Origin of the sequence: Micromonospora sp. LOL_021, from assembly GCF_048060215.1 — a bacterium.
Taxonomy (GTDB): domain Bacteria; phylum Actinomycetota; class Actinomycetes; order Mycobacteriales; family Micromonosporaceae; genus Micromonospora_E.
In genome coordinates this window covers 1-20,646 of record NZ_JBHMIN010000006.1, presented here as the reverse complement: position 1 = coordinate 20,646, position 20,646 = coordinate 1, and the positions used below count along the sequence as shown (strand labels likewise).

At 70.0% G+C, this 20,646-nt stretch carries 15 protein-coding genes; 8 read left to right on the top strand and 7 right to left on the bottom strand.

Features of this window, described 5'->3' with window-relative positions; all coding sequences use genetic code 11:
* Positions 1-49: 49 nt before the first annotated feature.
* The 3 genes from ACFHWT_RS06680 to ACFHWT_RS06670 are packed head-to-tail and all read left to right on the top strand — an operon-like array spanning position 50 to position 1,723.
* The gene (locus tag ACFHWT_RS06680; RefSeq protein ID WP_416593695.1) at positions 50-1,066 is read left to right on the top strand and encodes a hypothetical protein; all 1,017 of its coding nucleotides are present in this window, start codon (positions 50-52) and stop codon (positions 1,064-1,066) included.
* A gap of 24 nt (positions 1,067-1,090) precedes the next feature.
* Positions 1,091-1,396, top strand: a complete 306-nt coding sequence (locus ACFHWT_RS06675) for a hypothetical protein (protein WP_416593694.1) — start codon at positions 1,091-1,093, stop codon at positions 1,394-1,396.
* A 21-nt stretch (positions 1,397-1,417) separates the two neighbouring features.
* Positions 1,418-1,723 carry a WXG100 family type VII secretion target gene (locus ACFHWT_RS06670; RefSeq protein WP_416593693.1) on the top strand — a complete coding sequence of 102 codons (306 nt, stop codon included), beginning with the start codon at positions 1,418-1,420 and terminating at the stop codon, positions 1,721-1,723.
* A gap of 105 nt (positions 1,724-1,828) precedes the next feature.
* On the opposite strand, the gene ACFHWT_RS06665 is transcribed toward ACFHWT_RS06670, so the two are convergent.
* The 4 genes from ACFHWT_RS06665 to ACFHWT_RS06650 form a co-directional block, all read right to left on the bottom strand.
* A complete protein-coding gene (locus ACFHWT_RS06665) occupies positions 1,829-6,355 on the bottom strand; it encodes an FtsK/SpoIIIE domain-containing protein (protein WP_416593692.1) in 4,527 nt (1,508 codons plus the stop codon).
* The gene (locus tag ACFHWT_RS06660) at positions 6,355-7,650 is read right to left on the bottom strand and encodes a hypothetical protein (RefSeq protein ID WP_416593691.1); all 1,296 of its coding nucleotides are present in this window, start codon (positions 7,648-7,650) and stop codon (positions 6,355-6,357) included. Before ACFHWT_RS06660 ends, ACFHWT_RS06665 begins: the two co-directional genes overlap by 1 nt.
* 483 nt (positions 7,651-8,133) lie before the next feature.
* A complete protein-coding gene (locus ACFHWT_RS06655) occupies positions 8,134-10,668 on the bottom strand; it encodes an FtsX-like permease family protein (protein WP_416593690.1) in 2,535 nt (844 codons plus the stop codon).
* Positions 10,665-11,591: an ABC transporter ATP-binding protein gene (locus ACFHWT_RS06650; RefSeq protein WP_416593689.1), complete on the bottom strand. Its 927-nt coding sequence runs from the start codon at positions 11,589-11,591 to the stop codon at positions 10,665-10,667. Before ACFHWT_RS06650 ends, ACFHWT_RS06655 begins: the two co-directional genes overlap by 4 nt.
* Positions 11,592-12,066: 475 nt before the next feature.
* Here ACFHWT_RS06650 and ACFHWT_RS06645 point away from each other — a divergent pair, with 475 nt between their 5' ends.
* Positions 12,067-12,732: a response regulator gene (locus ACFHWT_RS06645; protein WP_416593688.1), complete on the top strand. Its 666-nt coding sequence runs from the start codon at positions 12,067-12,069 to the stop codon at positions 12,730-12,732.
* 362 nt (positions 12,733-13,094) lie between these two features.
* Here the strand turns inward: ACFHWT_RS06645 and ACFHWT_RS06640 are convergent, their stop codons facing one another.
* Positions 13,095-13,382 carry a hypothetical protein gene (locus ACFHWT_RS06640; protein WP_416593687.1) on the bottom strand — a complete coding sequence of 96 codons (288 nt, stop codon included), beginning with the start codon at positions 13,380-13,382 and terminating at the stop codon, positions 13,095-13,097.
* Between the two features lie 561 nt (positions 13,383-13,943).
* Here ACFHWT_RS06640 and ACFHWT_RS06635 point away from each other — a divergent pair.
* The 4 genes from ACFHWT_RS06635 (at position 13,944) to ACFHWT_RS06620 (ending at position 17,650) form a co-directional block, all read left to right on the top strand.
* Positions 13,944-15,728 carry a glycosyltransferase gene (locus tag ACFHWT_RS06635; RefSeq protein WP_416593686.1) on the top strand — a complete coding sequence of 595 codons (1,785 nt, stop codon included), beginning with the start codon at positions 13,944-13,946 and terminating at the stop codon, positions 15,726-15,728.
* The gene (locus ACFHWT_RS06630; protein ID WP_416593685.1) at positions 15,725-16,372 is read left to right on the top strand and encodes a DUF998 domain-containing protein; all 648 of its coding nucleotides are present in this window, start codon (positions 15,725-15,727) and stop codon (positions 16,370-16,372) included. Before ACFHWT_RS06635 ends, ACFHWT_RS06630 begins: the two co-directional genes overlap by 4 nt.
* A complete protein-coding gene (locus ACFHWT_RS06625; protein ID WP_416593684.1) occupies positions 16,363-17,193 on the top strand; it encodes a DedA family protein in 831 nt (276 codons plus the stop codon). The genes ACFHWT_RS06630 and ACFHWT_RS06625 overlap by 10 nt, the downstream gene beginning before the upstream one ends.
* Positions 17,194-17,482: 289 nt before the next feature.
* Complete coding sequence (locus ACFHWT_RS06620) at positions 17,483-17,650, top strand: hypothetical protein (protein ID WP_416593683.1); 168 nt, start codon at positions 17,483-17,485, stop codon at positions 17,648-17,650.
* Here ACFHWT_RS06620 and ACFHWT_RS06615 read toward each other — a convergent pair.
* Complete coding sequence (locus ACFHWT_RS06615) at positions 17,624-19,078, bottom strand: HAMP domain-containing sensor histidine kinase (protein ID WP_416593682.1); 1,455 nt, start codon at positions 19,076-19,078, stop codon at positions 17,624-17,626. The two genes, ACFHWT_RS06620 and ACFHWT_RS06615, sit on opposite strands and share 27 nt — an antisense overlap.
* Positions 19,075-19,767, bottom strand: a complete 693-nt coding sequence (locus ACFHWT_RS06610; protein WP_416593681.1) for a response regulator transcription factor — start codon at positions 19,765-19,767, stop codon at positions 19,075-19,077. Before ACFHWT_RS06610 ends, ACFHWT_RS06615 begins: the two co-directional genes overlap by 4 nt.
* Between the last annotated feature and the right edge of the window lie 879 nt (positions 19,768-20,646).

Genomic DNA, 20,646 nt, shown 5'->3' with positions numbered 1-20,646 from the left:
CGAATCACACAGACGGCGTACGCCGACGAGCCGGAGGAAGGGGCGCGGGGTGGCCGACCTGGTGCTCGACTACGCGCTGCTGCACAGTCTCGCGGGCAGCCTGCGTGAGTTGAAAAGCAAGATCGAGTTTGATGTGGAGACCGGGTCGCGTCGGGCGGTGGTCACCTCCGACGGGACCGTCGTCGACTCCAGCCAGGTAGGCAACTCGGCCCTGTACGGCACACTGAGCGCTTTCTTCTCCGCCTGCCATTCCCCGTTCAAGGACTCGATGGAGCTGCTTGACGAGCTGGCAAACACCTTCGACAGCATCGCCAAGGCCTACTTCGACCTGGACGCGGACGTCGCTGGCAAGGTGAACCTGGACCGCCTCAAGGCCCGCGTGAACGGCTGGCAGGCCGACACCGCCGCGTACGAGCGGTATCTCGACATCAAGGACCGGGAGATCACCTTCCAGTACTACGACAAGGACGGGAACCTGGTCGACGGTTCGGTGCCGCTGTGGAGTGGTGACCCGGTGCCGGAGCCGGGGGATCCGCCCACCTCCATCGACGGCACCGCGGAGGTGGGCAGCAACAAGACCTCGGCGGTGCTGGACGAAGACGGCAACGTCATCTCCGAGACGACCACGGTCACCTCCGGCGACGGACTGACCTATACCGAGACGACCGAGTTCACTTACCGTGACACCGACGGCGACGGGGAGATTGATGTCGTCGACTACACCTCCACCGTCACCCACTCCGACGGCATGGAGGAGAAGATCGTAAAGAAGACCAATGACGACGGTTCGTTCGTGGTGACCTCCACCACCAGCGAGGGCACCACAACCAGCACCGTCACCCCGAAGCCCGACGGTGGATCGCACCAGGTGACCGTCGACCACGAGGGCGAGACCACCACGACCGACATCGTGGTGACCGGACCGGACTCCGGCACCAAGACGGTCGTGGACTCGGATGGCACCAAGAAGTACACCGGCAATCCGAACACCGGGGAGTGGACGCTCGTCTCCGAGGAGTCATCCGAGGACGACGACTACATCCCCTTCACCACCGTCACCATGTGACCCAATCACCCTTGGAGCAATGCCATGCCCAACATCACCGTCGACTTCGGCAAGGTGCAGGCGGTCAATGAACAGCTCAATTCCGCCGTGACGCAGACCGTGCCCCGGCTGGAGGATCTACTCACTGCGGTGTCCCAGTTGCTCACCAGCGACGGTGGCCTGTGGTTGCAGAAGTCCAGCCCCACCCTCAGCGGGCAGTACCAGACCTTCAACACCCAGTTGACCGCGGCGATCGAGAACATTCGCTCCTTTGCCCAGCAGTTCCACAACATCACCGTTCAGCTGAGCACGATGGACGAGCAGATCGCGGCCTCGAGCAGCTCGGCCTGACCGACCGATTGGAGGCATCCGATGGCAGAGGTAAACGTCGATTACGCCCTGGTCAACACCGTCGCCGGGCGGCTGACCACCGAGGGCGCGGAGATCGCCAGCGTGCTGAAGAACCTGCAGGTTAGCGTCAGTGAGCTGCTGACCAGCCAGGGCGGCCTCTGGCTGCAGCAGGCCAGCCCGGTGATGGACTCGCAGTACACCGACTTCACCGAGTCGCTGACCGCAGCGGTCAACAGTTTGGAGACCTTCGCATCGAGCTTCTCGATGATCGCGAAGAACCTGAGCGACATGGATCAGGCGCTGTCCCAGTCGCCACCCACGAGCTGACCCACGTCGCCTCTTGCGGCCCGCGTCGGCCGCGCGGCCCGGTAGCCGTCACCAGCTACCGGGCCGCGTGCCCTGCGTGGCCCCGGTGACCGTGTCCGAGTCGGGTCAGCGCAGCACGGTGTGCGGAATCGTGACCGTACTCAATGCGCCGGTCGCCGGATCCGGAACGTAGCCGCGACCAGGTCGCCCACCGGAGCGCAGCAGCCCTGGCGGCACCCTGGCTCCGACCAGGTCACCCTCGATCGCCGACTGCGGCGCCAGCAGCACGCCCTGCCGCGAGCGACGGGCCTCGGCGATCCAGCCACCCAACGACTGGGTGAGGGTCTCAGCCGTTCCCGCGTACGCCAGACCGAGTGCCCGGTCCCGGCCGCTGCCTACCACCTGGCGCAGTACCGCTTCCACTGGATTGGCGAAACCCAATAGGTCGACGTCGTCGACCAGCACTACCAACGGGCCGCCCAGCTCATCCAGCGCGGCGGTCACCTGCGCCGGGTCCGGTGCAGGCCCCTCGACCGCCCGCACCCGGTCATGCACCGTCAACCGGCGCAACACCGACTCGCGGGGCGTCAGGATGACCAGCGCGGTGCCCCCGGCCAGTAGCGACACCGCGAGCGTGGCCAGCGTGTTGCTGCGGCCCGAGCCGGGCGGACCGGCGACCAGAAAGGTGGCCTGCCGGCCAGCGAAATCCACATAGCAGGGTTCGGCGGCGTCGCCGCCGATCCCGAGCAGCGCCCGCAGCGGATGCCGCTGCTCAGCCGGGACCTGTGCAAACGCCTCGGCGAAGGTGACTGCGGCGGGCAGTCCGGCCACCGGGAACGGCCGTCGCTGCGCCGGCACCGCGCTGTCGCGGGCGGCGGCCCGAGCCGCGATCCGACGCATCGCCTCGACCTGCGCCGGGCCGGACGGATCCAGGTCCAGCAGGGCGACCTGAATCTCCGCCTGGTCCGCCGAGTGCCAGCCCCGTCCGGGCGGCACCACCTCCGGCACCCGACGGTGACTGACACCGATCGCCGAGTAGTCGGTGCGGTCGGCCATCCGCAGCATGATCCGGTGGTCGTTGAGATTCGCCACCCGCCCGGTCAACAGCGACCGCTCCGAGGACATCACGAGGTGCAGCCCAGCGGCCGGCCCCTCGCGTAGCAGGCCGAGAAACTGGTCCAGCAGCCGTCCGCCGTCGTGGTCGTTGAGGACGGCAGCCAGCGAGTCCCAGCCGTCCACCAGCAGCATCAGGTGTGCCGGACGCTGCGCTGGCGGCAGCGCCGACCGCAATTCGTCGAGGCCGGCGCAGGAATGCTGGGCCAGCAACTCGTGTCGGCGGGCAAGCTCGCCCTGCATGCGGCCGAGCAGGCGTTCCAGACGCTCCAGATCGGCCCGGGGCACCACCGCACCGCAGTGCGGAAACTCCGCCAGCGCCATCATCGATCCGCCGGCCGCGTCGACGGCGTACAGATGCAGGTCCGCGCAGGGAAGCGACCGGGCCAGCGACGCGGCCAGCGTGCGCAGCAACTGCGACCGTCCCGAACGGGAGGCACCCAGCACGTACAGGTGTCCGAGTGCGGCGAGGTCACAGGCGAGCACCGGCTGGCTCTGCTGCAACGGCAGGTCGGCCAGCGCGTACGGTACCGGCGGCAGACCGGGCCCGGTGCGCGACTCCGGCAGGGTGAGGTCGTCCAGCAGCACGACCGGCGGCAGCGGCGGTAGCCATGGGCTCGGCTGCTGCTCGCAGCCCACCTCCCGGGCGGCGGCTTCGATCGCGTCGACCAGTACGTCGAGGTCGGTGGCGGCCAACTCGTCAGGTGCGGCACCGCCACGGGTCGTCACCACCGGTGGCGGCAGCGCCCGGCCCAGCCGGGACCAGGGCAACTCCGTGCCGTACACAGGAGCGGCCGGCCCGGACTCAGCGGTGTCCGGGCCGACACCCTGGTACACCGCGCCGACGTACCCGGTCTGGAAGGGCAGGGTGGACCGGTGGGCGAGTCGGGCGAGCGCCCGGCCCGGGGTCGCCGCCGGAATCATCGCGGCGTCCGGTACGTCGATGACGTCCGAACTCTCCATCGGATCGGTCACCCGCAGCGCGATGCGCAGGTTGGTGTTGGCGCGAATGTCGGTGGTCACCACACCAGCCGGGCGTTGGGTGGCGAGGATCAGATGGATGCCCAGCGAGCGACCACGCTGCGCGAGGCTGACCAGCCCGGGCACGAAGTCCGGAACCTCCCGGACGAGCGTGGCGAACTCGTCGATGACCAGGACGAGCCGGGGCACCGCCGGCAGCGACGGGTCGCGGCCACGCATCGCCCGGTACTGCACGAGGTCCTTGGCGGCCGCCCGGGCCAGGATCTCCTCGCGGCGGCGCAACTCCGCGCCGAGCGACTCCAATGCCCGGACCACCGACGCGCTGTCCAGGTCGGTGACCATGCCGAGGGTGTGCGGCAGCCGTACACAACTGTGGAATGCGCTACCGCCCTTGTAGTCGACCAGCACGAAGGTCATCTCGTCCGGGCGGTTCACCGCGGCCAAAGATACCACCATGGACTGCAACAGCTCGGACTTGCCTGCGCCGGTGGTGCCGGCGACCAGCGCGTGCGGTCCGTCGCGGACCAGGTCGAGCGCAACCGCTCCGTCGAAACCACTACCGATCACGAAGCTCGTGGAGGCGGGTTGGCGGGACCAACGTGCGGCCAGCTCGGCGCCGTCCGGCGGGTCGGCGTCCAGCAGCTCCAGCAGTCGGCTGCGGTCGGGCAACCCGGCCGTCTCGTCCGGGGTGACATCCCGCAGCGGAGCCATCGCCCGGGCCACCCGCTCGCACCACTGGGCGGTGATCACGTCCGGACGTACACCGGTGGCCTCGGGCACACCGGTCTGCCGTACCGTCAGCCCGTCCGCGTCCGCGCGTAACACCGCGGTGCACTCCTCCGGCAGCAGCCGTTCCTCGGCGTCGATGCAGATCGCGAATACCTGCACTGCCGGCCCGTCGGTGAGCACCTGCACCATGCCGGACACGTCGCGCAGCCGGCGGGCGCCGTCGACGACCAGCAGTATGTCTGGCTCGCTGAACAGGACCTGGCCGAGTTGCGAGCCCCGGGCCTTGGTCCGTGCGGCGACCAGCGCCACCAGCTCGGCCACCCGGTTCGCCACGGTCTCCGGGTCATTGCCGACCAGCGTGTAGGGCCGTCCGGTCTGGACGCCGTCCTCGGCCGGTCGGGTGTGCGGCAGCCAGCGCACCCAGCCCCACCGCTCCTCCCCAGCTGGCTCGGTCAACACGTGAATCCGCAGGTCACGTGGGCTGTGTAGGGCGGCGGCCTGGAGGACGAGCCAGCGTGCCGTTGCATACGTCATCTCCGCCGCACCGGCCAGACCGATCACCTTCCGGTCGACCAGATCCACGGTGACCGGCGCGTCCGGCACGGTCCAGCGCAGTTGGCGGTCCGTGTCCGCGCGAGCCGGGTCCTCCACCTCGATCAGCGATGGCTGATCCAGCGTGCCGACCCGTAGCACGAGATGATCGGGGTCGCGGCGGCGACGTTCCCACAGCCGACGGCCAGGGCCGACGGCCGTGTACAGAACGGTCGCCGGGTCCGGCGACGCCTCGCACCGGGCTAACCGTTCCTCGGCGACCGCTGCCGTCAACTCCCGCATGATGCGGCTGCGCTTACGAAGGTACTCGGCGAAATCCCTGCGGTACCGCTTACGGCCGCTGCGTCGGTCGGTGTACCAGTTCGACAGTGCCAGGATCGGACTGAGCGCCATGATCAGCAGGAAGAAATACGACCGGAAGAGGAAGACGAACGCCAGCCCCATCACCATCGGGGCGAGGATCATCAACAGCGGGATCGGGCGGCTGTTCGGCTTGATCGGCGGGCTGGGCAGCCGTCGCCGTGCGAAGAGCAGCGGCGGCACGATCCGCGGCGGCCGGTTGAAATCCAGCATCGGCACGTCCACGGCCGGCGTTACCGCGGCATCCGGTGCCGGGCGCGACACCAGCCGTAGCAGGCTGCCGCCCACCGCTAGGTCCACGCCGGTCGGCCAGCGGCGGGATGCATCGCGTCCGGGTCCCAAGGTGTCGGGCTCATCCGGGTGCTCCGGACCGTGTCCGGCCCGGAGATTCGACCCGCGCTGCTCGATGTGACCAGGGTGCCCGGGTGCGGGCATCGGGTCGTTCTGGGCTGGGGGCCGTGGCATCGCCAGACGCGCCCCGGCACCACGGGTGGCCACCCAGGCGCGACCTTGCTCGTCAATCGTGAGCCGAGCGGCGTGCGCGGGCACCCCGCTGCCGCCCGGATCGATCGCGGACCCGGGTGCCGAGCCGATGTCGTGACAGCCCAGGCCGACCGGCCAGACTCGCCCGGCGCTCGGGCCACCGACGCCGTGCACCTCCAGCCAATGGGTCCGAGGGTCGCCCGGCAGGTACCGCGCCCCGCCACCGGGTACCGGCGCACCGGCGCCCAGCCGGACTCCGGCGACCAGCCCTGCCTGGCTGACCGTCCAGGTCGGATCCAGCCGCGTTCCGTCGAGATACCAGTCGCTCCGGGAGCCGTCCTGCTCGATGAACGCACCCACCGGGGTGTCCGCCTCGAGATCCATCGCGACGTCCCGGTCGGCACCGCCGGAGACGACGGTCAGTAGCAGGCGCACTATCGGTCTCCGGATCGGCTGACATGGTCTCCACTCCGGCTGACCGACTCGACGCCGGAGTACGCCGTCGGCCGCTGCCCGTCATGCGCCTGTTCGATAAGGTCATCGTTGGCGGTGGGCGGAGCCGACGGTCTGGGCGGTTGATGGGCGGCCGGTAGCGTTGCCGCCGCCGGGGCGGGTCGCCGAGGGCTCCCAAGTACGGCCGGTTCCGCTGGCGCAGAGGATGCTGCGCCGAGGGCGGTGGACCCGGAAAACTCCTCCTCGGCCCAGGCAGGCGCCGGCGGGGCCGGGGGCGCGGTCCGGCGGCGGGGCAACAGGCACCGGACAAGCGGCGTGGAGTCCACGTCGAGCAGCAACTCCGGCGCGGTCACCCGACCGGCCAGGTCGGCCCGCAACCGCCAACGTGATCCGGGTAGGTAGCCGGCGACCAGGACCAGCAGTCCGGGATCATCGGCGGCCAGGCCGGCGAGCTGCGCCGCGGTCTGCGGATCGGGCCGCCGGCAGACCAGGACGGTACGCCCGTCCGGTGTCAGACGGGTCGTGAGAGCTGCCAGCGCCTCGGACAGCGGCATCCGGTCGATGCCGACCGCCCCGGAGCCGTAGCCGGGTTCCGCCGCGACGATCAGGCGGTGCACGCCGTGCCCGCCGGTCAGCGCGGCCAGCTGGACGACCAGCGCGGACACCAGGCGCTCCGCCGGTGTCGGCGCACCATGCACGGACAGGATTCCGGGGCAGCGGGCGAAATCCAGCAGAACCATCGTCCTGTCCTTTACTCCTACGGCGATCGGCAGTGCGCCGCCGGTGGCCGGTGCGGAACCTGGGGGCGGCGCACTGCGGGCCCGCCAGTGGCGCGGCGCAATGACCTGCCACGGAGATTCCGCTGCCGGAGGCGGCACGTCCGCTCCCGCGCCGGCGATCCGCACGCTGAGCTCCCCATGGCCCAGCAACACCAGGTATGGCCAGAAATCGTTCCAATTGGCCAGTGTCGATCGAGATGTTTCGATCAAGGCTCGGGCCACCGGCACCGGGCCCGATCCGGCGAAGCTCCGGGCGACCACCCGCATCCCTCGCCGAAGCCGGACGAAGCCGACGATCGGTGCCGCCAGGTCCCGCGCCGCGCCGGCGATACCGCGCCGGATGCGCCGCCCGGTGCCCCGAACGCCGTATCGGCGGTCGAACCACCGCAACAGCACCATCAGCAGGATAAACAGCTCCAGCACGGTGAGTACGGTGAGTAGCGTCTGCCGGTTGGTGTCCAGGAACCGGCCGAGATCGCTCAAGGACGGCGTGTCCAACCGTGCTCCTCCTCCGCCCGTCACCGGCCCGGGTACGGCGCCACCGCGCCCTGATGGTAGCCACGGGCGGTGGTCGGCCCGTGGCGGCCGCAGCCCGCCCCCGGCGGACGAATCCGCAGCTCAGACCCGACCGAGGAGGGCTGATCCGCCGGCCGGTGCGAGTAGATGAACTCTTGGTGACGACTGGGCTCTGGCGGCTTGCGGTACCGCCGGGACACCGACGCTGGCGGACAAGCGTCACTTGACCGAGTTGCCTGAGAACCTGCTGCTCGACCTCATCGTACCTCCGACATCGGATTCCGAGAATCGCACCGCCCTGACGGTCAGCGCCGCTTCGGCACAGCGGCCGGATGGGTCACCCGGCCCGTCGTTGCCTGCACAGAGCCGCCGGGTGGCGAGGCGGCGTGTGCCCGCGCCGACGTGATGGCAATCCCTGTACCGGGACCGGTCGTGGGCTGCCCGGCCCCGGTGCGGACCCATGCATCAGCGGTCCCGGCTCGCCAGCTCGAGGACGGGTACCCGGGAGACCCGGAACGCGGGCCACGCCGCGACGGCGACGCCGGCTGCGACCGCGATGACGAGCGTTGCTGCGAGGCGGGGCCACGGTACGACGACGGATGGGATCTCCGTGCCACCGGCGACGTCGATCAGCACCCAGCCGAGACCGACTGCGACGGCGATACCGATCGATGCTGCCAGGAACGACAGGAGTGCCACCTCGAGCCGCACGATTCGACGCAAATCGCGGCGAGTCGCGCCGACGGCTCGCAGCAGCCCGAGCTCTCCGGAGCGTTCATTGATCGCGAGCGCCGTGGTGTTGGCGACTCCGAGGAGCGCGATGAAGCCCGCGAGGAGGAGCATCCCGTCGATGAAGTTCCGGAACGCGGCGATTCCGCTCCCGCTGTTGGCGACGTGTTCCGCCCGAGTCTCGAAGAACGACCCAGGCGTGGCTCGGACCAGCGCCCTCACGTCCTCGTCGGCGTCTGCGACCGCTCCGTCGGCGAGGTCGACGAACAACCGAGCGTCGAGCAGGCGACCGACCAAGGCGTCGAGTGTTGCACGGTCGACGAAGTACAAAGGGGCTTCGAAACCGCCGGTGCTCCTCGCGACCACGGCGACGATCGGCGCCTCGAGTGTCGAGCGTTCGAACTCGATCACGAGGGTGCCGCCGAGCAGCGTCGGGTCGTCGCCGACCACGGCCACGCCCCCCGCGCTCAGGTCGGCGAGGTCGCCGGCGATCGCGTCGAGGTCGAACAAGCTGGGCAGCGCCGTCGGGTCGATGCCGCCGACCGCCTCGGCTTTGCCTGCCACGATCCCTTCGGCGACCGACAGCGCAGCGACTGCGTCGACGTCGGGCAGCTCTGCGATCCGGCCGGCCAGGGTGGCGTCGATCGTCGGGAAGTCGGCGGTCGCCGACGTGACCACCAGGTCCGCCTGCAGTCCGTCCCGAACGTCCGTCCCGACCGCGCTCGTCAGTGAGCTCGCGAAGACCGCGAACATCGTCACCATCGCGGTGCCAAGCATGAGCGCGAGCGCCGTCGACGCCGATCGACGAGGACTCGCAGCCAGGTTGCCCGCTGCGATCGAGCCACACACACCGGCGACGCGGCGGGCCACCCGAGTGCTCCCACGCGATGCGGCGGTCACGATCGCCGGGCCGCACAGCACGAGCGCCGGGACGATGGCAGCGACGAGCATGACCCACGTCGCGTTCGAGCGCACCACAGCCATAGCTCCTCCAGCGATCGCCACCGCGGCGAGCACGAGCCCGCTCGCCGTTCGCGCCGGGCGCACGACCCGGGGTTCCGCCGCGCTCTCGCGCAGCGCCTCGATCGGCGGCGTCGCCGCCGCGCGGCGAGCCGGGATCCATGCCGAAAGGATCGTCGCGCCGATACCGACGGTCGCGGCGACCGCGATCGAGGTCGTGCTCACGATCGATGGCCCGGTGAGCAACGTGACCCCGGCGAGTCCGACGAGCCAGCGCAGCGCGCCCACTCCCGCGACTCCGCACACGAGGCCGACGAGCGTGGCGATCGTCCCGACGATCGCCGCCTCGATCACCACTGCGCCGAGCAGTTGGCGTCGTTGCGCACCGATCGCGCGTAGTAGCGCCGACTCCCGTCGGCGGTAGGCGACGGTGAGCGCGAACGTGTTGAAGATGATCGTGACACCGATCACCACCGCGACCACGGCGAAGGCCAGGAGGAACACAGTCAGGAACTGCAGCGGTGACGTCGCGGCCTCCTGCATCGTCCGGATGTGGTCGGGCCCGTCGATGACCTCGGCATCGGTCAGTGTCGACAGGCGGTCGAGTACCTCGGCGTGGTCAGCGCCCTCTGCGACGTCGACGAGTACCTCCGTCGGCGCCGCGGTGTCGAGCCAGGCGGACACCGCTGCGTCGGGCAACAGCACCGTTCGCTGCAGTGGTGCCGCGTCCGCCGACGCGAACGTCGCGACACCGGTGATAGTCGCGTCGTGTATCCCCGTCGTCGTCAGGACCTGTACGACGTCACCCGGAGCCGAGCCTGCGTCACCGGCAAGCGATCGATCGATAACAATCTCACCGACCTCGATCGGTGGTCGCCCGCTCGTGAGCCGGAACGGGTTGAGCGCCGGGTCGGCGATCCAGTTGCGACCCACGTCGCTCGCCGTGCCGGTTCCGACTGACGATTCGTCGACCACCAGCTTCGCGAAGCCGACCCATTGCGAGGCGGCCCCGTCGACGCCATCGACCGTAGCCACGCGCTCGGTGATGTCGGGATCCAGTGATCGCCGAACCGACCTTTCCGGGTCTCCCGGCCCTCCGCCGGGCTCGCCGAGGACGACGCCCTGCACCACGGCGTCCGTCCCGGCCACCGCTTCGGCGATGTCACTGGCCGCTCGGCCACGCATCGAGTCGGACAGCACCAGCGTTGCGACGAGGAACGCCACCGACAGCGTGATCGCCGTGCCCGTTAGCACGAACCGACCCCGACTCGCGAGCACGCTTCGAGCCGCACTCCGCATCATCTGGCTCATCGCCCCAGGCCCTTCATCACGTCGATCACCGAATCGGCCGACGGGTGATCCATCACGTCGTGCACTCGGCCGTCGACGACGAACACGACGCGGTCCGCCCAGGCAGCGGCGTTGGGATCGTGCGTGACCATCACGATCGACTGGTGATGCAGCTCGACTACTGATCGCAGGAATCCGAGGATCTCCTGTCCGGACCGGGTATCGAGGTTGCCGGTGGGCTCGTCGGCGAAAACCACCTGCGGCTGGGCGACCAGCGCCCGGGCGACGGCGACTCGCTGTTGCTGGCCACCCGAGAGCTCCGTCGGCCGATGATGCATGCGATCACCGAGGCGCAGCAGCGACACGACCTGATCGAGCACCGCGGCACCCGGCCGGCGTCCCGACAACGTCAACGGCAGGCAGATGTTCTCCTCGGCCGTGAGCGTCGCCACGAGATTGAACGCCTGGAACACGAACCCGATCCGTTCTCGGCGCAGCCTGGTCAACTCGCGGTCGTCGAGGGCCGACAGATCGGTGTTGCCGACGAATGCGCGGCCCGACGTCAGTTGATCCAGCCCGGCGGCGCAGTGCATCATCGTCGACTTTCCCGAATCCGACGGGCCCATCACAGCCGTGAACCTCCCCGCCGGGAACGCGATGGTGACGTCGTCGAGCGCGACGACGGCCGACTGGCCGGAGCCGTACCGCTTGACGGCGCCGACGAGCGTGGCCGCAGCGTCATCAGCACTGGCTGACAGCGCGCTCGCGGCCTGCCGGTCGACGACCGTTGAATCTGGATGTGAGGACACGAGATCTCCGATGAGTGGTTGGTTAGGGTTCACACGGTGTTCCCATGGAACCGAGGGTGCTCTATAACTTTGTCGTTGTTTCCGGGTCGGGTTCGGTGTGCATGCACAGGCCCGGCGGCACCGCAGCTGTCTCATCGAGCAGGTCTGCCTCGCGGATCGATGTCCGGACGCGGCGAGTGATCTGGGTTGGAAGCTGGCGTGCTGTCCCTGCTTCGTACCGAGCGAACCTGAGACGACCGTTAATGCGGAGGTCAGGCCGGGTGGCCGAATCAGGTGCCCAGCGCATCCACCAGCGTGGTGGCGTCGAGGTACTGCCCGGTAGGCAAGGCCCGGGCGACAGAGCACCAAGTCCTGCTGGTGGCGGAGGGAAAGTTTCTCCTCGGTCACCCGGACGTGTGGGAGTACGACGTCGGCGGCATGCGCACCGTACGCACTGGTTTTAACAGTCGTCTCAGGTTCGCTCGGTATGAGGTGGACATCGCCGGGCGACGCGGGTCTCGGCCTCGGCGGCATGGCCGAAGGTGCGCCGTGTCCCACGGCGCACGGTCAGTGCCGGTCCCGCACCGGACGGCGGCTAGATCGTGCACGCGACCCGGGAAGGCAGCCATTCATGATCACTGTGCTCGTGGTGGAGGACCAGCCGCTGCGGCGCTTCGGGTTTCGCATGCTGCTGGAGAGCACACCCGACACCGAGATCGTCGGCGAGGCCGAGAACGGCGCCGAGGCCGTTCGGCGGACCACCGAGCTGCATCCCGACGTGGTGTTGATGGACATCCGCACGCCGGGCGTCGACGGTATCGAGGCCACCCGGCGCATCGTCGCCCCCAGTGGGCGTTCGCGGATCCTGATGCTGACGACATTCGACGTGGACCGGTCCGCGTTCGCCGCGCTGCGGGCCGGGGCGAGCGGTTTCCTGCTCAAGGACACCCGCCCGGAGGAACTGCTCGCCGGCATCCGGGCCGTCGCCGCCGGGGACGCGGCGATCGCGCCGGCGCTGACGCGGCGGCTGCTCGACGCGTTCGCCGACCGGCTCGACAATGACCTCTGCGGGCCCATGCGGGAGGATCCCCGGCTGGACTCCCTGACCGGCCGGGAGCGCGAGATCCTCGTCGCCATCGGCCACGGCCTCACCAACGGCGAGATCGCGCAACGGTTCACGCTGTCGGAGTCGACGGTGAAGACCCACGTCGGACGGGTCCTCGCCAAGATCGGCGCACGGGACCGGATCCAGGCAGTCACCCTCGCCTACGACCTGAGACTCACCTGGCCGAACTAGCGCTTCATCTCGCGCGTCCGTCGAGGGCGCGGCCGTAGATTCCAGCCGCACCGCTCCGGGCCGATCCGCTCCGCTCCGCGTGATCGACCGGCTCCGCTGCCGGGTCCGCGTGCAGCCGCCCACGTCACCGCCCGTCCCGGGGCATCGACCTTGCCTATCGTCTCAACCGGCAACTCGTGGACGGGCCGATCGCCAGTTATCCGGGCCGATTCCAGGCTTTCGCCACCTTGCCTTTGCAGCACGGCCCCGGCGTTGTTCCGGCTTGGGTCGTTCTGTCCGTGTTGAAAATCGCCTGCTGTGGTGGGTGCTGCGGCCCAACATGCGCGGCGCCGGCCGAGGTGCGCAGGTGACGCTGCACTCCGTCAGCTGGTACAAGGCCGACGGGATCGACCGTGGGCGCGACGCCCGCTCGGCTGGCGCGGCGGCACCCGCACCGCGTGGGACGTTGTCCGCTGGCCGCTCAGCCTGGTGCTGATCGCGTTCGCGGTCGGCCTGCTGTTCGAGTAGACGCCGCGCCGCATTCGGTCGGCGTTGTCCTGGTTGCTGTTCGGGGCGACGCTGGCCACCGCGCTGTGGTGGCTGGCGAGCCTGGCGCTGGCCGGGTACGTCCGGGTCAGCGACTGCTTCGGCGCCACGTACGGCCCGCTCACCGCAATTTCCGCCACCGAGTTCCCTGGTGTCAGACGCTTGCCCCGGTGCGAGCCGTATGACCAGGCTGCTGCCGCGTCCCTCAGCCAGCAGATGCAGTTTGCTGACCGGCCCTCCCGCGAGCGACCCAGCGCTTGGGCTGCCCGCGACTCGGCCGGGCTCACCCCCTACGAGTCCCCGCAGCATGCCCGTACCGATCCAAGATCTGATCCCACTTCGCGCTGCGGCGACCTGGTCGGCGGACTGCTGCGCGAGGGTCGTGGACTCCTGCTCAACCTCGTCGATCCGCGTGGAGGTCCGCGACGCCGTAGCCGCGTGGACCGAACGGTTCACCATCCGTACGAACCGGGTGGACGTTGACGCGTCGCTCATCCGGCCCGACGGCTGTGTGTCGCCTGGGCCTTGTCCGCCGGGCAGGACCTCGACGTCACCAGGCTGGTGCGTGCGCTGGGCACCTGGTTCGGTCACCCGGTCTGAGCAGCGCATTAACGGTCGCCTCAGGTTCGCTCGGTACTTGTAGGTCTCAGAGAAAGCGGATGTGACCCGCATGTAGGGGGCTAGTGATGGTGGCTGTGACACAGGCTGTGCTCGATCACCCCTACCTGCTGCTCGGATTATTCGTGTTGATCGAGGGGCCGGCCGCGACGATCACCGCGGGCACCCTGGTCGGCGCCGGCGCTGCGGCGTTCTGGCCGATCTGGGTGATCGTCGCGCTGGCCGAGGTGGTGGGCGACAGCCTGCTCTACCTCGTCGGCCGGTCGGCCCGGCGGCCCTGGGTGGCGTCCCTGCTGAACAGGCTCAAGGTGACGGCGCTGCTCGACCGGCTGGCCGGGATGTCACTGCCTCGGCTGGTGATCACCGCCAAGCTCGTTGACGTCTTCGCATTCCCGGCGTTCGTGTCGGCGGGGCTCGTCGGGCTCCCGTACCGGAGATTCGCCGCCTGGGTGGGTGCCATCGCCGCCGTACGCGGCCTGGTGCTGATCGGTCTCGGCGCTCTGCTCGGTAGCCAGCTGTCCGGCCTGCTCGCACTGCCCGGCGGCATCTTCCTGCTCACCGCGGCCGTCGTCGTGCCGGTCGCTGTCTTCCACCTCGTCATGAAGCGCTACCACCTACGGAAGGTAGCGTCACCTCCTACGAAAGGTAGTTGTCCCATGCGCATCCTCATCGGTGCCGACACCTACGCGCCGCACGTCAACGGAGCGGCCTACTTCGCCCAGCGCCTGGCCGTGGCACTGACCGCCCGGCACGAGGTGCACGTGGTCGCGCCGTCGACGGACACCCGCAGCTATGCCGGCAGGTCCAGCGACGGCGTCGTCGAGCACCGCGTGCGTTCCTTGCCGGTGCCGGGCCACTCACCTTTCCGGTTCTGCCCGCCACTTGGGCTGCGCGCGGCAGCCCGCCGGATCCTCGACGAGGTTCAGCCCGACGTGGTGCACGTGCAGAGCCACTTCCCGCTGTGCCGGGCGGTGGTCGACGCGGCGCACGAGCGCGGCCTGTTCGTCATCGCCACCAACCACTTCATGCCCGAGAACCTGATCCACTACCTGCCCATCGGTAACGCTGGCCGGACGAGGGCGCACGAGTGGGCATGGCGCGACGCCGCCCGGGTGTTCGCCAAGGCAGACATCGTCACGGCCCCGACCCCGTACGCCGCCGCGCTCGCCGTCGTCTCCGGTGTGTCCGGGCCGGTCCTGCCCATCTCGTGCGGCATCGACCTCACCCGCTTCCGGGAGCAGACGCCCGCGGCCGAGTTCCGATGGGCCTACAGCCTCGCGCACAAGCCCACCATCACGTACGTGGGTCGACTCGACGCCGAGAAGAACCTCGACGTCGTGATGCGGGCGTTTGCGCTGGTGCGGGCTTCCCTCGACGCCCAATGGCTCCTGGTCGGCACCGGGTCCGAGGACCGGACGCTGCGGTCGCTCGCCGGGGAGCTGGGCGTCGCCGAGCATGTCACGTTCACCGGCTTCATCTCTGACGAGGACCTTCCCTCCGCCTACGCGGCGTCGACGGTGTTCGTCAACGCGGGCACCGCCGAGCTGCAGAGCCTGGTCACGCTCGAGGCGATGGCCAGTGGAAGGCCCGTGATCGGCGCCGATGCCGCAGCCCTGCCCCACCTCGTACGGGACGAGGAGACCGGCTACCTGTTCCCGCCCGGCGACGTTGTCGTGCTCGCCGAGCGACTGCTCCGGGTGCTCTGCGACCCGAAGCACGCGGAAGACCTGGGGCGCCGGGCTCGTGCCGTGGCCGAGCAGCACGACCAGACCCGCACGGTGTCCGCGTTCGAGCAGCTTTACCAGAACCGTCCGGGCCGTGCGACGCCCGCGCCCGTCGAGGTCGCCGCATGACAGCGACGATCGTCCCGGCGGGCACCTCCCGCTGGTATCGCAACGTCCAGCTGAGCCTGGGCGTGGGCACGGCGGCCGGGACGGGCCTGCTGCTGGTCGGCGATGTCGACCCGGTGGACGAGATGGTCAGCGAATCGATCCGGACCGTGCCGGGCGCCGTCCTGCTGGCCCTGGCGGCGTGTGGGCTCGCGGCAGCCGGCGCATGGCTCCTGGCCGGCGTCCGGCGTGTGCTGCCACCGGCCTGGCCCCTCACCGTGTTGCTGTCGGTGTGGTGCGTGTCCCTGGTCGCGGTGGTGGTGTTCCCCACGAACCTGCCGGGGACCGAACCGGGCGTCGCCGCCGGGGTGCATCGCTTCGGCGCGGCGCTGATGGCGGCGCTGCCACCGCTCTTCGCCCTGCTCATCGCCAAGCGTGCCGGGCGCGGGGCCGACCCGGCCCGGGTCCGCTGGCTGCGGGCGGCCGGATGGTCCGCGCTCGCCGCGTGCGTCGCGTTCGCGGCGGTGAACGGGCCCGCGGTGCTGCTCGGACAAGGTTCTCTCCCGTTCGCGGGTCTGGCCGAACGGGTTCTGCTGGCGCTCGTGCTCGTCGTAGTCGGGCTCTGCGCCTGGGTGCTCGAAGGCGAGGAGCGGTCCCGATGGACCTGATGGCCATGATCGAGAACGCGATGGCCTCTCCGGTCATCTATCTGGCGATCCTCGCGCTGGCGATCCTCGACGCGTTCCTGCCGTTCCTGCCGTCGGAGTCGGTCGTCATCGCGGCGGCGGTCTTCGCCGTGTCGGGCATCCCGTCGCTTCCGCTGATCATCGTGTTCGCCGCGCTGGGCGCCTTCGTCGGTGATCACATCGGCTACCTCATCGGACGCTTGTTGCGCGAGCGCCGCCCGGGCGGCCGCCTGATCCGCGCCGCCGACAGGATCGCCCCGCACCTGCACCGCCGGGGCGGCGCCCTGATCATCGCGGGCCGGTTCGTCCCCGGCGGTCGCACCGCGATCGTGACCGCCAGCGGTGCCACCGGCTACCCGCCTGCCCGCTTCACCCTGTTCACCGCCATCGCCGCCGTCACCTGGGCCAGCTATGCCGGCCTGATCGGCTACCTCGGCGGCGCCGCCTATGCATCCAACCCGACGCTGGGCCTGGCGGTCGGCCTCGGTCTCGCCCTGTCCATCACCGCGCTCTGCGAACTGTTCCGCTATGTGTGGCGCTGCCGGCATCCAGTGCACGCTGGTGGCCATGCGGACGCTGTTCCCAGCCATCCTGCGGTTCAGCACGGCCGTGGAGGAGAGGCCGGGGCTGTGGGGACGGCTTGGCACCGCCATCAGCCGCCGCCGGTGGGTGGCGATGCTCAGCTCGCTCGAAATCCTCGGCGTGCTCGCCATCGGGCTGGCCGGCAACACCGGCGCCCTGCGGGAACAGGACCAGATCCTGCGTCGGCGGGCCGAGTGTGGAGAACCTTGACACCGAGGTGACCACCAGCCGCGACGAGTAGCTGGCGATCCCGCTGGTGCTCGGTCTCGTCCTGAGCATCCTCGGACTGCTGCCGCACGCGATCGTGGCCCCGCTGGTCCACATGGCCACCATTCGCTGCGGCCTTCGTCGGCAGCGGGTTCATGGTGGCGCTTTGCGTCGACTACTACGTCTTCCTGGTCAGCTGGGCCTGGGCGGAGACCGTGCGACTCGGCACCAGAGAAGCCACGCCCAAAGTCCTCCCCGCCACCGGTGGCGTATCACGCCGGAAAGCCAGGTCCTAGCGGTCACTTGACGTTCGCGGTTGTCGCCACGTTCGCGGGCGTCGCCACGCTTGCGCTGGCGATGCTGATCGAGGTCGGGTCCCTGGTCGCCTTCGGCGTGCTGCTCGACGCCCCGCTGGTGCGGTCGGTCCTGGTGCCGGCCCGCACCCTACTGATCGGCTGGCGGATCTGGTGACCGAGCCGGCCCGGCGGCGAGCCGCGCGATCGGGGCGGCCGGAAGATCGACCCGAAGTAGCGTGCCACCGCGTGCGGAGCGAGCGACGGTGGCCCGGCCGCCGTGGGCGTTGACGACCCGCTGCACGATCGACAGCCCCAGACCGGATCCCGGCAACGCCCGGGCGCTGTCGGCACGGTAGAACCGGTCGAACACCCGCGGTACGTCGGCGGCGTCGATTCCCGGCCCGGCGTCATCGACTTCGAGTACCGCCGACGCGCCCACGGCCCGGAGCCGGACCTGGACTGGCTGGTCCGCAGGTGACCACTTGCCGGCGTTGTCGATGAGGTTGATCACCGCCCGCTGGAGCGCAGCGGGACGGCCGCTCACCCACACGGAGGCCACGTCGAGCGCGACCTCGATGTCGGGCATGCGGGAACGCGCCCGGGTTGCGGCGGCCACCACCACGTCGGCGAGGTCGAGCGGCTCGGTGCTCTCGTCGCTGACGTCGCCGCGCGCCAGGTCGGTCAGCTCGGCGGCGAGGGTGCTCAACTCGGCCACCTGGGCGCCGAGATCGTTGAGCAGCCGGGTCCGGCTCTCCGCCGGCAGCGCGCTGTCCAGGGTGCCGCGTCGATCGAGCCTGATCAGCAGCTCGACGTTGAGGCGCAGGCTGGTGAGCGGGGTCTTGAGCTCGTGGGCGGCATCCTCGGCGAGCAGCCGCTGGGCCTGTCGGGAGTCCCGGAGCGCGGCGAGCATGTCGTTGATCGACTGGATCAGCCGCCGGATCTCCCCACCACCCTCATCCGGAATGTGGGCGCCGAGATCCTGGGTGTGCGCGACACGTTCTGCGGCGGCGGTCAGCCGGTCGATCGGTGCCAACCCGGTCCGCGCCACGGCCCGCCCGACAAGGGCGCCGCCGACCACGCAGAGCAGCCCGATCAGCAGCATACCGAACCCGAACTGGTTGACCGGGCTGTCGTCGACGACGCGGGCCACCTGGACCGCGCCGTTGCCCGCCCGCAGCGTGTAGACGAGGTAGCCGTCCTCGTCGCTGTCGTCCGACTCCATCAGGTCGGCCAAGCCGCCCTGCGCCACGAGCCCGGCGTGCTCGCTGACCGGGGGCAGCGCGGGTTGGCCGGCCGGCGTCCGGGTCGAGCCGTCGGGCAGGATGACCCGCACCAGCTGACCGGATCCGAGGTACGGCGATAGCGGTACCTGCGCCAGACCGGCGCGCTCCGCGTTCGTCGCCAGGACGCGGGAGTCGGCGCGCAGCTGATTCTCGGCGGTGTCCCGCAGCTGCCAGTCCAGCAGCTCGCTGGCTACCTGGAAGGCCATGAACACGCTGACGGCGATGGCCGTCGCCGCGATCACCGTCAGCCTGGTCCGCAGGGACCGCCAGCGCCACCAGCGGGTCAGCCGGCGCGGTTCCCGACCTGCGGGCCTGCTCACGGAGGGGTCTCCCGCAACGTGTACCCCAGGCCGCGCAGCGTGTAGATCAATCGCGGCTCACCCTCGGCCTCCATCTTGCGGCGCAGGTAGCTCACATACACCTGGAGGTTGTTGGCGGTGGCGCTCATGTCGAAGCCCCAGATTGCCTCGAACAGCGCGTCTCGGGTCAACACTCGGGTCGCGTTGCACACAAGGACCTGCAGGAGGGAGAACTCGGTCCGGGTCAGGCGCAGCGGCCGCCCGCCACGCCACGCCTCAAACCGGTCGGGATCGAGCCGGACGTCGGCGAACGACAGGATCTGCGACTCCCCGTCGCCCGGCGCACGCCGACGCAACAGAGCCCGCACCCGAGCCAGCAACTCCTCGGTGGCGAACGGCTTGGGCAGATAGTCGTCGGCGCCCGCGTCCAGCCCCGCGACCCGGTCGGAGACCTGGTCCCGGGCGGTCAGCATCAGCACCGGCAGATCCCGACCCGCGGCCCGCAACCGCCGGCAGGTCTCCAACCCGCCGAGGTGGGGCATCATCACGTCGAGTATCAGCAGGTCCAGCGTGTCACCGCCGGCCCCACCGACCCCGTCGAGCACGGCGAGACCGTTGGCGGCGGTGCTGGTGTCGTAACCCTCGACCTGTAGCACCCGCACCAGCGACTCACGGATGGCCGCGTCATCATCCGCGATCATGATCCGCACGCTGCTGCCCCCTCCCAGTCGATGCTTTCGCCGCCCATTTTCTCCGATCAACCTGAGGCCAGGATTAGCGCGTCGCTGGTTACCAGGCCCTAAAGCCTGGTAAAAGAGGTTCAGGTGGCCTGATGGCGGGCGAGCCGGCGGGTCATCACGATGACCATGGCTCATTGGACCATCGGAGTGGTGCTCGCGCAGCCGTTCGTAGTCGCGGACGGTGCGGCGGCTCCGGTTGATCAATGTCGCTCCATGCCTACCCGCGGCGCAGGACCACGATCGTGGTCTGACCGGCCGATGCGCACGGTCATCGCGAGGCGGGCGGCGGCCGGGCCCCGACTCTACCCTTGCAGCCGCTGTCGGCCCCGACGAGACGGATCGTGGGAAAGCAGGTACGCAGGGTCCGGAGCAGGTCGGGGCGGCGGTGCGGCCCTCGACGTTCGGTGGCATCGACTGCTGGCTCAGCGGCGACGACCGCAACACCTGCCTTCGAAGATCGCCGTCGGCGCGAGGGCCGGGGCACTCACCGGTGCCGCTCTCGGCGCCGGTGAGTGCGCAGCAGCCAGCGCGTAGGGCGGAGTCAGCACCGGAACCCAAATCGCCGGAGACATCGTGGCCGGAGGTGCCGGCAGTGTCCTCTACGGCAACGCCGCCAACGACTTCCTCTGGGGCGCCGCCGGCTCCGCGCGGGCGGCGGCGCAGTCGGTACGGTAGCCCGGGGCCGGAGGTGAGGGATGCTCGTCGTACGAGCACCCAACCGACCACAAGGGATGGAAGAGTGAAGGGGCCTGACTGCCGTTTCGGCAGGTCAGACCCCTGATGATCTCGCGCGCCCGAAGGGACTCGAACCCCTAACCTTCTGATCCGTAGTCCAAAGCGGACAATCAA

Coding starts and splice junctions, on each gene's coding strand:
- ACFHWT_RS06675 (WP_416593694.1), top strand. CDS start 1,091: ATGCCCAACATCACCGTCGACTTCGGCAAGGTGCAGGCGGTCAATGAA.
- ACFHWT_RS06670 (WP_416593693.1), top strand. CDS start 1,418: ATGGCAGAGGTAAACGTCGATTACGCCCTGGTCAACACCGTCGCCGGG.
- ACFHWT_RS06655 (WP_416593690.1), bottom strand. CDS start 10,668: ATGAGCCAGATGATGCGGAGTGCGGCTCGAAGCGTGCTCGCGAGTCGG.
- ACFHWT_RS06650 (WP_416593689.1), bottom strand. CDS start 11,591: ATGAGACAGCTGCGGTGCCGCCGGGCCTGTGCATGCACACCGAACCCG.
- ACFHWT_RS06645 (WP_416593688.1), top strand. CDS start 12,067: ATGATCACTGTGCTCGTGGTGGAGGACCAGCCGCTGCGGCGCTTCGGG.
- ACFHWT_RS06635 (WP_416593686.1), top strand. CDS start 13,944: ATGGTGGCTGTGACACAGGCTGTGCTCGATCACCCCTACCTGCTGCTC.
- ACFHWT_RS06630 (WP_416593685.1), top strand. CDS start 15,725: ATGACAGCGACGATCGTCCCGGCGGGCACCTCCCGCTGGTATCGCAAC.
- ACFHWT_RS06625 (WP_416593684.1), top strand. CDS start 16,363: ATGGACCTGATGGCCATGATCGAGAACGCGATGGCCTCTCCGGTCATC.